Genomic DNA, 12609 nt, shown 5'->3' with positions numbered 1-12609 from the left:
GCGCGCTCTTGCGGCCCTGGGGCTGGCGTGGCCTTGATCGGGGTCATGCATGGTGGGCGTGGCGCAAGAGGCCGGTTTCGCAGCACTTACCCATCTGAAAGATGGCCCTGCCGACGAGAACATGGCGGCCTTCGGCAAGCAACTGGTGAGTCCGCAGTCAACTTTGGCGACCTTTGGTCAGGCCCGGCCGCGGCTGAGCTGTGCGACTACTGATGCTTGTACCCGCAAACAGAGCCTGAAAAACAGGCTCTGTTCCTGATACGGTGATTTGCGCTGCATTTGCCAAAAGCGCTCTTGTGGTTCGGCGGTGCTGCGGGCAATGTGGACCCCAAATTTCAGGCACTGTGGTTGAAAAATGTTAACCGCTCTCCCAGATAATAACCATCAAAGAGGAGACTGCCGCGGCTGCCGATAATGGGGCCTGGTGGACTTGCTAAGTAAAGGACGAAGTATGAACGAGCCGCTTAATTCCTCCTACCCTGTACTGCCGCTGCGCGATATTGTGGTTTTTCCACATATGATTGTGCCGCTGTTTGTCGGACGGGAGAAATCTGTGCGCGCCCTCGAAGAGGTGATGGCCGATGACAAGCAGATCCTGCTGTCCAGCCAGATTGACCCGGCCGAGGACGAACCGCAATCCGATGGCATCTACCCGACAGGCGTTCTTGCGAATGTGCTGCAACTGCTGAAACTTCCTGATGGCACCGTAAAGGTGCTGGTGGAGGGGCACGCACGGGTCAAGATCACCGAGTTCCTGGAAAACGAGAACTACTTTGAGGCCAGAGCCGAATATCTGACCGAAATCCCCGGCGATGCCACCACCATTGAGGCACTGGTGCGAACCGTGGGCGATGAGTTCGAGCGCTACGCCAAGGTGCGCAAGAACATCCCCGAAGAGGCACTTACGGCGGTCGGCGAAACCGCAGAGCCCGCCAAACTGGCGGATCTGGTCGCAGGTCATCTCGGGATCGAAGTTGATCGCAAGCAGGAACTGTTGGAAACCCTTTCGATCAGCGAACGACTGGAGAAGGTCTACGGCCTGATGCAGGGCGAAATGTCGGTGCTTCAGGTTGAGAAAAAGATCAAGACCCGTGTCAAATCGCAGATGGAAAAGACCCAGCGGGAATACTACCTGAATGAGCAAATGAAGGCCATTCAGAAGGAGCTGGGCGATGGCGAAGAAGGGGCTGGCGAAATTGCCGAACTGGAAGAAAAGATCGCCGCTATCAAGCTGTCGAAAGAGGCCCGCGAAAAAGCCGATGCAGAGCTGAAGAAGCTGAAGAACATGTCGCCCATGTCGGCCGAGGCTACCGTGGTGCGCAACTATCTTGACTGGATTCTTGCAATCCCGTGGGGCGTGAAATCGCGCGTCAAGAAAGACCTGGGTCGGGCTGAGAAAATCCTTGATGAGGATCACTATGGTCTTGAAAAGGTCAAGGAACGCATTGTTGAATACCTCGCGGTGCAGCAGCGTTCGGCCAAGCTGAAAGGCCCGATCCTCTGCCTTGTTGGTCCCCCTGGCGTGGGTAAAACCTCGCTTGGCAAATCGGTGGCCAAGGCAACTGGGCGTGAATTCATTCGCATTTCCTTGGGTGGCGTGCGCGACGAGTCCGAAATTCGCGGTCACCGCCGGACCTATATCGGCTCGATGCCTGGCAAGATCATTCAGGCGCTGAAAAAGGCCAAGACAACGAATCCTCTGATCCTTCTCGATGAAATCGACAAGATGGGGCAGGATTTCCGGGGTGATCCGGCCAGCGCCATGCTGGAAGTGCTTGATCCGGAACAGAACGCCACCTTTGTGGATCACTATCTTGAGGTCGAATATGACCTCTCGAATGTGATGTTCCTGACCACCTCGAACAGCTACAACATGCCTGGGCCACTGCTGGACCGGATGGAAATCATTCCGCTGTCTGGCTATACCGAGGATGAAAAGCGCGAAATTGCCAAGCAGCATCTGATCTCGAAACAGGTGAAAAACCATGGTCTCAAGGCCAAGGAGTTTGAGCTGACAGACGAAGCCCTGAACGATATCATCCGGGTTTACACCCGCGAAGCCGGGGTGCGGAACCTTGAGCGTGAAATCGCAAAGGTCGCCCGTAAGTCATTGACCAAGATCGTCAAAAAAGAGGTCGAGAGCGTCAAGGTTACCTCTGAAAATCTTGATGAATTCCTTGGCGTCGCGAAATACCGCTACGGGCTGGCAGAAAAAGAAGATCAGATCGGTGTTGTCACCGGGCTTGCCTATACTTCTGTTGGCGGTGAACTCTTGTCGATCGAAGCGCTGCGCCTGCCGGGCAAAGGTCGGATGAAGACCACCGGCAAGCTGGGCGACGTGATGAAAGAGTCGATTGAAGCGGCGTCGAGCTACGTGCGCTCTATCTCGCCCCAGATTGGGATTAAGCCGCCGAAGTTCGATAAATGGGACATTCACGTCCACGTGCCGGAGGGCGCCACCCCCAAGGATGGCCCTTCTGCAGGTTTGGCCATGGTGACCTCGATTGTTTCGGTGCTGACAAAGATCCCGGTGCGCAAGGATATCGCGATGACTGGCGAAGTCACCCTGCGTGGCAATGCACTGGCGATTGGTGGTCTCAAGGAGAAACTATTGGCGGCGCTGCGCGGTGGTATCAAGACCGTGTTGATCCCGCAGGAAAACGCCAAGGATCTGCCAGAGATCCCGGACAACGTGAAGGAAGGGCTGGAAATCATCCCGGTCAGCCATGTTTCCGAGGTTCTGAAATACGCCTTGGTGCGCCAACCTGAAGCCATTGAATGGGACGAGGCCGCAGAGGAAGAAGCGGCCGCTGCCAAGGCGGCGCTGGAAACCGAAGGTCGTAGATCAGGCGCGCCGGCTCACTAGGGCAGGCGTGCCAATCAATCGCAGATGTGCGAGGGGCCAATTGGGCAGGCGTGCGTCGCAAGACACAAACAGAAAGGGCGGCCCGTCAGGGTCGCCCTTTTTTGTTGCGATCTTGCTGCTACCGCGTTTCTGGCGCGCGCGGATCAGGCGGCGCTCTGTGCGGCCATATGGGCCTGGACGGTGCTAATTGCCACCGCATCGGGGCTTTGATCCGTCGCCTTGGCCTGGGCCAGGATGGTTTCCAGCGTGACATCCAGTGCCCGCAGTTTTTCCGTGACAAAGGTGTCCCGGTCACTGATCTGTTCGATTTCGGTAGCGACGTTGATGATGCCGCCGCCGTTGGTGACAAAGTCCGGCGCATAGAGAATACCGGCTTCATGCAGGGCCACAGCATCGGCCGGGCTGGCCAGTTGGTTGTTGGCCCCACCACAGACGATCGCAACTTTCAGCTGCGGAATGGTTTTGGCATTCAGAATGCCGCCAATGGCGCAGGGGGCAAAGATATCGGCCTCGACGCTGTAAATTTCATCGGGGGCGACGGTCTTGGCACCAAAGACCTTTTGGGCCTTGTTCAGTTGGTCCTGGTTCACATCCGTTACCACCAGACTTGCCCCGGCCTGCGTCAACAGCCCGCACAGGCTCCAGCCGACATGTCCCAGCCCCTGCACCGCGATCGTCAACGCCGAGAGATCCTTGCTGCCGCTGATATGCGCCTGACTGGTGCAAATGGCATTGAAAATACCGCGTGCGGTGATCGGAGAAGGGTCGCCACTGGCAAAGTCTCCCTCGGCCAAACCGGCAACATAGGGGGTTTCTTCCGCCAGAATAGCCATGTCGGCAGGGCTCATGCCCATGTCTTCGGCGGTGTAATAGCGTCCGTCAAGGCTATGAATGGCGCGGGCAAAGGCCCGCAGCAGGGCGGGCGTCTTTTCGGTCGCCGGATCGCCAATGATAACCGCTTTGCCGCCACCAAGCGCCAGGCCCGCAGCGGCGTTCTTGTAGGTCATGCCCTCGCTTAGCCGCTGCACATCAACCAGGGCTTCGGCTTCGCTGGCATAGGGGCGCATCCGCAGGCCGCCCGCCGCAGGCCCCAGCTGGGTGGAATGCAAGGCAATAAACCCGACCAACCCAAGGGTGGGCTCTTCGACGCGATAGATCTCTTCATGTGTTGTTGAGGGGAGGGCGGTGATTGTCATGTATCTGGCTCCTGCTGGGGACGCATTATTCTAGCCTGCAGGGGCTGGTGTTTTTCCCTAAATATGACTGTTTGAGTGTTGGTGGTTGGTGCTATTCTCTACTCGCGGGGTTAATCTTGGAGGAAATCACTATGGACGCTATGGATCGCAAGATCGTCGCGATATTGCAGACCGAGGGGCGGATCAAGATGGCCGAGCTGTCAGAGCGGGTTGGACTGTCGCCAACGCCCTGCGCGCGCCGTGTGGCCCTGCTTGAACAGGCCGGGGTGATCTGCGGCTATTCGGCCCGGGTGGATCAGGCCAAGCTTGGCCTGCCTGTCACAATCTTTGTGGCGGTTGAACTAGAGAGCCAGTCTACCGATGCCCTGCAGAGTTTTGAGCGCGCGGTGAGCAAGTTTGACCAGGTGATGGAATGCTACCTGATGACTGGCACCCGCGATATCTTGTTGCGGGTGGTGGCGCAGGATCTCACCGATTTTGACCGCTTTCTTGAAACCCGGCTGATGCGGGTGTCAGGTATTCGCAATACGCGATCCAGCTTTACCCTGCGTACGATGATTGCCCGCAATGCCCTGCCGCAGTTCTAAGGCGCTGAAAGCCGGGTCGCATCTGCATGTGCGGGGGCGACAGCCAGGCCTAGGAAACCACCAAAGAAAGTGAAATGCGGCAGCGATTTCTTTCCACCGCCCTCTTGCGCCAGCTCTGGGCTAAGGGTAATACCCGGCCTTGAGGGTGATTAGCTCAGTGGTAGAGCGCTTCGTTCACATCGAAGATGTCAGGAGTTCAAATCTCTTATCACCCACCATCCAGCCACCTTTAAATTATGGTTCCCTGCGGGGATGTGGGTCATTTATACAAAGTGTTCCTTGGTTCTCTGAACCTAACTCGATATCATCTGACTTGTCGTACTTGGGTGAAATCCAGAATTTCTGCAGCATCTTGCAGGTGATCCGGTGCAAATCTGGCATAGCTTTGACAGGTGATCGCCACGTTGGAGTGCCCGAGGTATTGGGCAACCTTTTCCAGCGTCACTCCATTTGAAACCATGGCCACAGCACTGGAATGGCGGATCGTGTGGACTGTTACGTTTTCCAGTCTGGCCCTCTCGCATGCCGCCTTTCCTGTAGACGCAGCCCCTGGAGCGTCCGTGGGGCCGCTTTGGGCTGTAAGCCGTTATCAGCGGCTCTTTCTGGTCAATCCCCTCTATTGAAAATCAGGGCAATCTCTTCTCCAGTAAGGAGCCGCCATTCCCGAGGTGCCAAGCCATCAGGGAGTGCTAGGTCGCCTAGGCGCTCGCGGTGCAGTCCCACGACGTGGTTGCCGGTGGCAGCAAACATGCGGCGCACTTGGTGGTATCGGCCCTCGGTTATACTGAGCAAGGCTTCGGTTGTCGAAACCACTTCCAATTCAGCGGGCGCTAGTGGCTTGGTTTCGCTGTCCAACATCAGGCCCCCAGAGGCAAACAGATCGCCTTCGGTGCCATTGAGTGGGCGGGCCAGATTGACCCGATAAGTTTTCTTCACGAAGCGCTTGGGGCTGATGACTTGGTGCAACAGATCACCATCATCCGTTAGCAACAAAAGGCCAGAGGTTTGTTTGTCCAAACGACCGACAGTTGAGATCGCAGGAGTGCGCGACCTCCAGCGCTTGGGGAGGATATCATACACCAATGCTCCGTCATTCTTATGCGAGCAGGTCATGCCTATAGGTTTGTTTAATAGGATAACCATGTGCGCGAGAGGATCGAGAGCCTCGCCGCATATCGTCATACGCGTTGGCAAATCCGGAGTGACAGCAATACGTTGGGTAACGTCCAAGAGTGAGGCTGCGTCTAGAATAATGCCGCCGGCCTTGGCTATGCGTGCGATTTCTTTGCGCGAGCCGTAGCCCATAGAGGACAGCAGCTTGTCGATGCGTGAGGTTGGAACCCTAGCCATTAACTTGGCTCCTAATTGGAAGTCTAAGACTTGGACTGCAGAGTGACGGTTTGAGATTTTTGGATCATCTCTTGGGCCATCTGCATTCACCGCTGAGACAGGACCTGGCACCACACGAGAAGGGCGCGCCCTCGTCGGTGGACCGGCGCCCCCCCCCCCCAGGCTGACGGCTTCAGGCGCCATCTAAATGGCTCTGGATTGGTCATGCCTGAGGAAGGTAATCACCAGTTTGATCGGAGATTTCAGTCTCACGTGTTTGGCTGAGGTTGTCTCACCTCAAGGACCGTCAACGTCCGCCGCTGATCATCTCGCGTGTCCCAGTAGAAGCTGCTCCCTTCAGACAGCCCCAGGAGCGCGATACCGATGGGCGTCATGACCGAAACACAAAGGTTCGTGATATCGGCCTCTTCAGGATAGACGATCGTTACGGTTTTTTCGTGTCCGGACACTTCGTCCCGATAGGTTACGTTGCTGCCCATCGTCACAATATTGTCCCGCAACCTGGCGGGGGCCACGATACGGGCGCGGCCCAGCTCTTCCAGTAGCCGGTCTGCCAGTGCTGGCTGACGTCGCATCATGCCGTCAGCCAGCCCTTCGAGGTGGGCCAGATCATCTGTGCTGATCACAATTTTAGGTTTGCGCTTGGATCGTTTTTGGGTGGTTTCTGTCGAGGTCAACATAGGAGGAGTTCCTTCAGAGGAAGCAATGGTGCCGGAATGGTCGCAAGGGTTTGAACAACGCGCGACCCTGTGAGAATAGGCCCGTCGGTGGTCGCAATGTGGGAAAGGTTCGACGCTGAACGTCATCTATCCACCAGCGATAGTATCGCTAGATCCACGTTTCAGGACTGTAGGAATACCCCGGAAGGTTAGGCAGACGCGGACGCGCCTAAGCCGCCCGGGGAAGGGGGCGGTTTAGCAAAGGGAACCGGCAATGATTTGCATACACCATCATATTTATAGAGCTAGGCATGCCCTGCTCGATAGTCAATCTCGATAACAAAAATTAGATTGCGCAATGTTTTTGTGGCATTTAGGGCCCATTCACCGCATTGGGCAAGACCTGGACGCGCTGACAGATCACCCGGCCTATCTGCTGGTCCATGACGAGGCGAACGAATGGGCACATGCGGCTGTTCGGTGCGGGTGGGAAACAGGGCCGCAGCAGGCTAAAGTAGCTGCCGCTTGGCCAGGTTTTTCATCAGTGCCCCCGTGCCAAAGCTCCAGGCGGGGCATTTGTTCGAGAGATTGATCCGATTGCACAGCGTTCCGAGCAGCGGGGTTGAGATGGTTACCTGATCGCCCAGTTTATGGGTGAACCCCTGGCCAGGTTCATCGCGGTCCTGGATCGGCGCGAACATGCTGCCCAGATAGAGCATCAGGCCGTCTGGATACTGGTGATGCGGCCCCAGGGTTTGGGCAACGATGCTTTCGGGCTGGCGGCTGATTTCGCGCATGGCGCAGCTTTCTTCCAGGCTAAAGCCATCTTCGGCGCCCTTGATCCGTAACAGGATTTCGGCCTGTTTGATATCAGTCAGGTCAAAATCCTGATCAAATATTCGGATGAAAGGGCCGATCGCGGCAGAGGCATTGTTGTCCTTTGCCTTGCCCAGCAATAGCGCCGATCGCCCCTCGACATCACGCAGGTTCACGTCATTGCCCAGCGTCGCACCGCAGATCCTGCCATTGGACGAAACCGCCAGGACAATCTCTGGTTCGGGGTTGTTCCAACCAGAGTCAGGATGCAGGCCGATCTCGGCGCCAGTGCCGACAGCAGAAAGCGGCTGCGCCTTGGTAAAGACCTCGGCGTCGGGGCCGATCCCTACCTCCAGATACTGTGACCATAGGTTTTCAGCCTCCAGCAGGGCTTTGACCCGGGCGGCGGCTTCGGATCCGGGGGTGATGTCTTTCAGAGAGCCGCCAATAAGATCAGCAACCTGGGTGCGGATTTCACTGGCGCGGGTGGCATCGCCTGCGGCGCGTTCCTCGATCACCCGTTCGATCATGGATCTTGCAAAGGTGACGCCGGCAGCCTTGACCGCCTGTAGGTCGCAGGGGGCCAGAAGGCGCAGCCGATCCTGCGGCGCGTTCCGGGCGCAGGTACTGTGCTCCAGCTCTGCCAGGGTGCAGACACGCGTGCCTTTCACGCCGTTGACATAGGCGGCAATATCCTCTGCTTCCAGCAGCGCCGAGAGCGTCGCTGCTGCCGGACTGGTGATATCCCAGACCTCTTTTTCACGCAGGGTGACAAGGCAGGGTCCAATGCCGGGCCGCCAGAGGCGACCAAGGTAAAGGCCGCTTGGGTCCAGTCCGAATTCCAAAGGGGGCATTTGCATTGCTTTCAATGTGGTTTTGTCGCTTTGGTGTCCTGCCTAGCATCCTAGAGTTGTTTAACCAAGAAAAAGGGCGCAATGATCATCATTGCGCCCTGTTCAGATCTTGCCGTATCGGCCGTGTGTTAGGCGAAGCGCGCCTTAGAAGTGGGCCGAGTTTGTGGCGGATGGGATCGCCAGAGGTGGTGCAAACTTGGTCAGGTCAATGCCTTCAACGGCGGCCTTGTATTCGTCAATTGTTGGTGTGCGGCCCAGAATGGCCGCCAGCACAACAACCGGGGTCGAGGCCAGCAGGCTTTCGCCTTTCTTTTCGGCGGCATCTTCTACCACACGGCCCTGGAACAGCCGCGTCGAGGTGGCCAGAACGGTATCACCCTTGGCCGCTTTTTCCTGGTTGCCCATGCAGAGGTTACAGCCGGGGCGTTCGAGATAGAGAATGTTCTCATACTCGGTCCGGGCGTTGTTCTTGGGCATGAAATCGTCGAATTCAAAGCCAGAGTATTTTTGCAGAATTTCCCAATCGCCTTCTGCCTTCAGCTCATCCACGATGTTGTAGGTCGGGGCTGCAACAACCAGAGGCGCGTTGAAGGTGACTTTGCCTTCTGCCTTTTCCAGGTTCTTGAGCATCTGCGCCACAATCTTGATATCACCCTTGTGCACCATGCAGGAGCCAACAAAGCCAAGATCCACCTTTTTGTTGCCGCCGTAGTAGGAAACGGGGCGGATGGTGTCGTGGGTATAGCGCTTTGACACATCGGCGTTGTTTACATCCGGGTCAGCGATCATCGGTTCGACCACTTCGTCCAGATCTACCACGACTTCGGCAAAATACTTGGCGTTGTCATCGGGGGTCAGGGCGGGCTTTTCACCGGATTTGATCTCGCCAATCCGTTTGTCTGCAATGTCGATCAGCCCCTGCAGGGTGCCAGCCGCATTGTCCATACCCTTGTCGATCATGATCTGGATCCGGCTTTTCGCGATCTCAAGCGATCCGATCAGCGTCTCGTCTTGCGAAATGCAGATAGAGGCCTTGGCCTTCATTTCCGCTGTCCAGTCGGTGAAGGTAAATGCCTGGTCTGCCAGCAGCGTTCCGATGTGCACCTCGATGATGCGGCCCTGGAAGACGTTATCGCCAAACTGCTTGAGCATCTGCGCCTGGGTGGCATGTACCACATCGCGGAAATCCATGTGATCTTTCATGGTGCCCTTGAAGGTCACCTTGACGGATTCAGGGATCGGCATTGTGGCCTCGCCGGTGGCCAGAGCCAGGGCAACGGTGCCGGAGTCGGCGCCAAAGGCGACGCCCTTGGACATACGGGTGTGGCTGTCGCCGCCGATGATGATGGCCCAGTCATCCACGGTGATGTCGTTCAGCACCTTGTGGATCACATCTGTCATGGCATGGTATTCGCCCTTGGGATCACGTGCAGTGATCAGGCCGAATTTGTTCATAAAGCTCATCAGCTTGGGGATGTTCGCCTGGGCCTTGAGATCCCAGACCGACGCGGTGTGACAGCCCGACTGATAGGCGCCATCCACCGACGGAGAGATCACCGTCGCGGCCATGGCTTCCAGTTCTTGTGAGGTCATCAGGCCGGTGGTGTCTTGTGACCCCACGATATTGACCTTGACGCGTACATCTGACCCGGCATGCAGTGGCGCATCCGACGTCAGCCCACGAGCGTTTTTGTTGAAGATCTTTTCAACTGCGGTCAGGCCCTGGCCTTCATGCGAAATCTCTTTCGAGGGGGCAAAGGCGGATTTCAGCTCCTGGCCCAGGGCCTCGGCGGCAAATGTTTGTAGTTTTTTGCCAAAGACCACAGCGTAGGAACCGCCGGCCTTGATGAATTCGGCCTTTTGTGGCGTCAGCGAGGCGGAGATATCCACCAGCTCTTTGTCGCCTTCATAGAGCTTCTTGGTCTTGGTGTTGATGGTCAGCACCTTGCCGGTTTCAACCGAATAGCTCTGTTCCAGCACCGGGTCGCCATTGGCATCCAGTACGGGTTTACCATCTGCGTCCAGTTTCTTGACCCAGTTCTTCAGGTCGATACCAATGCCGCCGGTCACGCCGACGGTGGTCAGGAAGATCGGTGAAATGCCGTTGGTTCCAGCCACGATGGGGGCATAGTTCACGAATGGCACATAGGGGCTGGCGGGCTTACCGGTCCAGAGGGCAACGTTGTTGACACCGGACATGCGCGAAGACCCAACGCCCATGGTACCCTTTTCTGCGATCAGCATCACGCGGGCATCGGGATGGGCAGCCTTCAGGGCTTCGATTTCGGCCTGGGCCTCTGGCGTGATCATGCACTTGCCATGCAGCTCGCGATCAGAACGCGAATGCGCCTGGTTGCCGGGAGACAGCAGGTCGGTGGAAATATCACCTTCGCCGGCGATATATGTGACAACTTTGATTTCTTCCTCGATCTCGGGAAGCGTGGTAAAAAACTCTGCCTTGGCATAGCTTTCAAGAATGTCACGGGCGACCGCATTACCATCAGCCAGCGCGGCGGCCAGCCGATCGGTATCGGCCTCATAAAGGAAGAACTGCGTCTTCAGCACTGCGGCGGCCTGCTGCGCGATGGCTGCATCAGTGCCCAGTGCCAGATCCAATAGCACCTCGACCGAGGGGCCGCCTTTCATGTGGGACAGCAGTTCAAAGGCAAAATCAGGGGTGATTTCGGCCACTTCAGCCGCGCCCAGAATGATGTCTTTCAGAAACTTTGCCTTCTTGTCGGCAGCGCTAGTGGTGCCGGGCAGGGTGTTGTAAATAAAGAATTTAAGGCTGTCCTCACGGTGGGGGTTTGCCGGATCTTTGATCTGTGTAATCAGCTCTGCCACAAGCGCGCCGTCATCAATGGGCTTTGGGTGCAGGTCCTGGGCTTTGCGTGTTTCGATTTCTGCTAGGTAGTCCGTGTACAAGGTCATGCTATTGTCCCGCCGATGAGTGTTGCGCATAGCTTGAATGACGGGTGTCAGAAAGGTCTGGCGAGTCGAAACAAGCTGGTTGTATGCGGTGGTATACTTTTTAGTTCTGCTTTGCAAGATGCCCAATATCGGCCCGGCTGCGGCGCGGGATTGGTGCTGTCCCAAGCCAGAGCATGCAGGTGCCGTTACAGCATCAAGTTTCCTGCGCGACTAAGCATGATTTTGCTGTGGTGGCAACAAATGCCGCAGGGTGTTTCTACGGCATTTGTTCCCGCGCTGCCGCGTGGTCAGCGGTGGGCGACTGCCTGCATGAAACGGGTGCGGATTTCCACCGGATCCATGGTGATTACCGGCATCTTGGCATTGCCGCTGTCACATTTGACCACCAGGACGGTGGCCTGCTGCGCTGCCAGCGCTTGTTGGAGCGCCGGGCCTGTGTGGCGATCGCGCACCTCAACCACGTTGTCACAGCCTGCCGCCCGCGCCATGCCTGCCAGGCTGGTTTTCTTGCCGGTATAGGTCGGTTGATCCCCGGTAGAACCATATGAGCCATTGTCGATGATCATCAGGATGTAGTTTGCCGGGGCATTGTTGCCGATGGTGGGCAGGGTACCAAGATTGGTCAGCACCGAGCCATCGCCGTCAATCACGATGACGGGTTTGGGTTGCGCCAGCGCCAGGCCCAGACCAATGGACGAGGCAAGCCCCATGGTGCCAAGCATGTAGAAATTGCTTGGTTGGTCGTCGATTGCGTGCAGTTCCTGACTGGGGATACCGATATTGCAGACCACCAGCTGGTCGCGCAAAATGGGTGCGATTTCGGTTAGGATTTCAGACCGGATCATTGATCGCCATAGCCTCCCCAGAAGGTGGCATCCGTCAGGATTGCCACGGGTTTGTTGCACATGAAGGTGTATTTCAGGATCGTGTCGAACTCTGCCACGTCGCTTTGCTGGTGAAAGTGATAGGTGGGGATATTGAGCTGCGCCAAGAGCGCCTTGGTGTGCAGCGCCATTTCCACCTGACAGGCGACAGGTTCGCGCAGTTCACCGCGATAGGAAATCAGCATGGGCAGCGGCATCCGGTAGTATTGTATCAGGGTGGCCAGGGTGTTTATGGTCACGCCGATGGCGGTGTTCTGCATGATGATCGCCGGGCGCTTGCCACCCATCCAGGCGCCCGCACACAGGCCCATGCCTTCGTCTTCCTTGTTGGCTGGGATATGAAAAATATCATCGCGCTGGTCGATTTCCTTGATCACTCCGGCCAGCTGTTTGCAGGGCACGGTGGTTACAAAAGAGATATCATTGGCGACCAGATCATCGGCGATCCGTTTGTCTATATTCATAG

9 protein-coding genes, 1 tRNA gene and 1 pseudogene are annotated in these 12609 nt (G+C 56.8%); 3 read left to right on the top strand and 8 right to left on the bottom strand.

Going from position 1 to position 12609, the window contains the following annotated elements; all coding sequences use genetic code 11:
• Positions 1 to 451 precede the first annotated feature (451 nt).
• The gene (gene lon, locus P2081_RS00335; protein ID WP_278920893.1) at positions 452 to 2866 is read left to right on the top strand and encodes an endopeptidase La; all 2415 of its coding nucleotides are present in this window, start codon (positions 452 to 454) and stop codon (positions 2864 to 2866) included.
• A gap of 143 nt (positions 2867 to 3009) precedes the next feature.
• Here the strand turns inward: lon and P2081_RS00330 are convergent, their stop codons facing one another.
• Positions 3010 to 4062 carry a Leu/Phe/Val dehydrogenase gene (locus tag P2081_RS00330; protein WP_278920892.1) on the bottom strand — a complete coding sequence of 351 codons (1053 nt, stop codon included), beginning with the start codon at positions 4060 to 4062 and terminating at the stop codon, positions 3010 to 3012.
• Between the two features lie 131 nt (positions 4063 to 4193).
• Here P2081_RS00330 and P2081_RS00325 point away from each other — a divergent pair, with 131 nt between their 5' ends.
• Positions 4194 to 4649 (top strand): Lrp/AsnC family transcriptional regulator, encoded by a 456-nt coding sequence (locus P2081_RS00325; RefSeq protein ID WP_278920891.1) that lies wholly within the window; start codon positions 4194 to 4196, stop codon positions 4647 to 4649.
• A gap of 143 nt (positions 4650 to 4792) precedes the next feature.
• A tRNA-Val gene (locus tag P2081_RS00320) sits at positions 4793 to 4867 on the top strand.
• An 86-nt stretch (positions 4868 to 4953) separates the two neighbouring features.
• Here the strand turns inward: P2081_RS00320 and P2081_RS00315 are convergent.
• The 7 genes and pseudogenes from P2081_RS00315 to comD all read right to left on the bottom strand — a co-directional run.
• A pseudogene (locus P2081_RS00315) lies at positions 4954 to 5172 on the bottom strand (tyrosine-type recombinase/integrase); the annotation flags it as partial.
• A gap of 83 nt (positions 5173 to 5255) precedes the next feature.
• Complete coding sequence (locus tag P2081_RS00310; RefSeq protein ID WP_278920890.1) at positions 5256 to 5999, bottom strand: pseudouridine synthase; 744 nt, start codon at positions 5997 to 5999, stop codon at positions 5256 to 5258.
• Positions 6000 to 6247: 248 nt separating this feature from the next.
• Positions 6248 to 6679 (bottom strand): nucleoside diphosphate kinase regulator, encoded by a 432-nt coding sequence (gene rnk / locus P2081_RS00305; RefSeq protein ID WP_278920889.1) that lies wholly within the window; start codon positions 6677 to 6679, stop codon positions 6248 to 6250.
• A 488-nt stretch (positions 6680 to 7167) separates the two neighbouring features.
• Positions 7168 to 8328, bottom strand: coding sequence for a fumarylacetoacetate hydrolase family protein (locus P2081_RS00300; protein WP_278920888.1), 1161 nt, complete (start codon positions 8326 to 8328; stop codon positions 7168 to 7170).
• 144 nt (positions 8329 to 8472) lie between these two features.
• Positions 8473 to 11259, bottom strand: a complete 2787-nt coding sequence (locus P2081_RS00295) for a bifunctional aconitate hydratase 2/2-methylisocitrate dehydratase (RefSeq protein WP_278920887.1) — start codon at positions 11257 to 11259, stop codon at positions 8473 to 8475.
• Between the two features lie 287 nt (positions 11260 to 11546).
• Positions 11547 to 12104, bottom strand: a complete 558-nt coding sequence (gene comE, locus P2081_RS00290) for a sulfopyruvate decarboxylase subunit beta (protein ID WP_278920886.1) — start codon at positions 12102 to 12104, stop codon at positions 11547 to 11549.
• The gene (gene comD / locus P2081_RS00285) at positions 12101 to 12607 is read right to left on the bottom strand and encodes a sulfopyruvate decarboxylase subunit alpha (RefSeq protein WP_278920885.1); all 507 of its coding nucleotides are present in this window, start codon (positions 12605 to 12607) and stop codon (positions 12101 to 12103) included. Before comD ends, comE begins: the two co-directional genes overlap by 4 nt.
• Between the last annotated feature and the right edge of the window lie 2 nt (positions 12608 to 12609).

The organism is Pseudophaeobacter profundi (assembly GCF_029697505.1).
GTDB lineage: Bacteria > Pseudomonadota > Alphaproteobacteria > Rhodobacterales > Rhodobacteraceae > Pseudophaeobacter > Pseudophaeobacter profundi.
Note: the sequence above shows the minus strand (reverse complement) of the source record. Positions and strands in the feature narration are given on the sequence as shown.

Excerpts from the sequence above, each read along its gene's own strand:
- lon (WP_278920893.1), top strand. The coding sequence starts at position 452 with ATGAACGAGCCGCTTAATTCCTCCTACCCTGTACTGCCGCTGCGCGAT.
- P2081_RS00330 (WP_278920892.1), bottom strand. The coding sequence starts at position 4,062 with ATGACAATCACCGCCCTCCCCTCAACAACACATGAAGAGATCTATCGC.
- P2081_RS00325 (WP_278920891.1), top strand. The coding sequence starts at position 4,194 with ATGGACGCTATGGATCGCAAGATCGTCGCGATATTGCAGACCGAGGGG.
- P2081_RS00310 (WP_278920890.1), bottom strand. The coding sequence starts at position 5,999 with ATGGCTAGGGTTCCAACCTCACGCATCGACAAGCTGCTGTCCTCTATG.
- rnk (WP_278920889.1), bottom strand. The coding sequence starts at position 6,679 with ATGTTGACCTCGACAGAAACCACCCAAAAACGATCCAAGCGCAAACCT.
- P2081_RS00300 (WP_278920888.1), bottom strand. The coding sequence starts at position 8,328 with ATGCCCCCTTTGGAATTCGGACTGGACCCAAGCGGCCTTTACCTTGGT.
- P2081_RS00295 (WP_278920887.1), bottom strand. The coding sequence starts at position 11,259 with ATGACCTTGTACACGGACTACCTAGCAGAAATCGAAACACGCAAAGCC.
- comE (WP_278920886.1), bottom strand. The coding sequence starts at position 12,104 with ATGATCCGGTCTGAAATCCTAACCGAAATCGCACCCATTTTGCGCGAC.
- comD (WP_278920885.1), bottom strand. The coding sequence starts at position 12,607 with ATGAATATAGACAAACGGATCGCCGATGATCTGGTCGCCAATGATATC.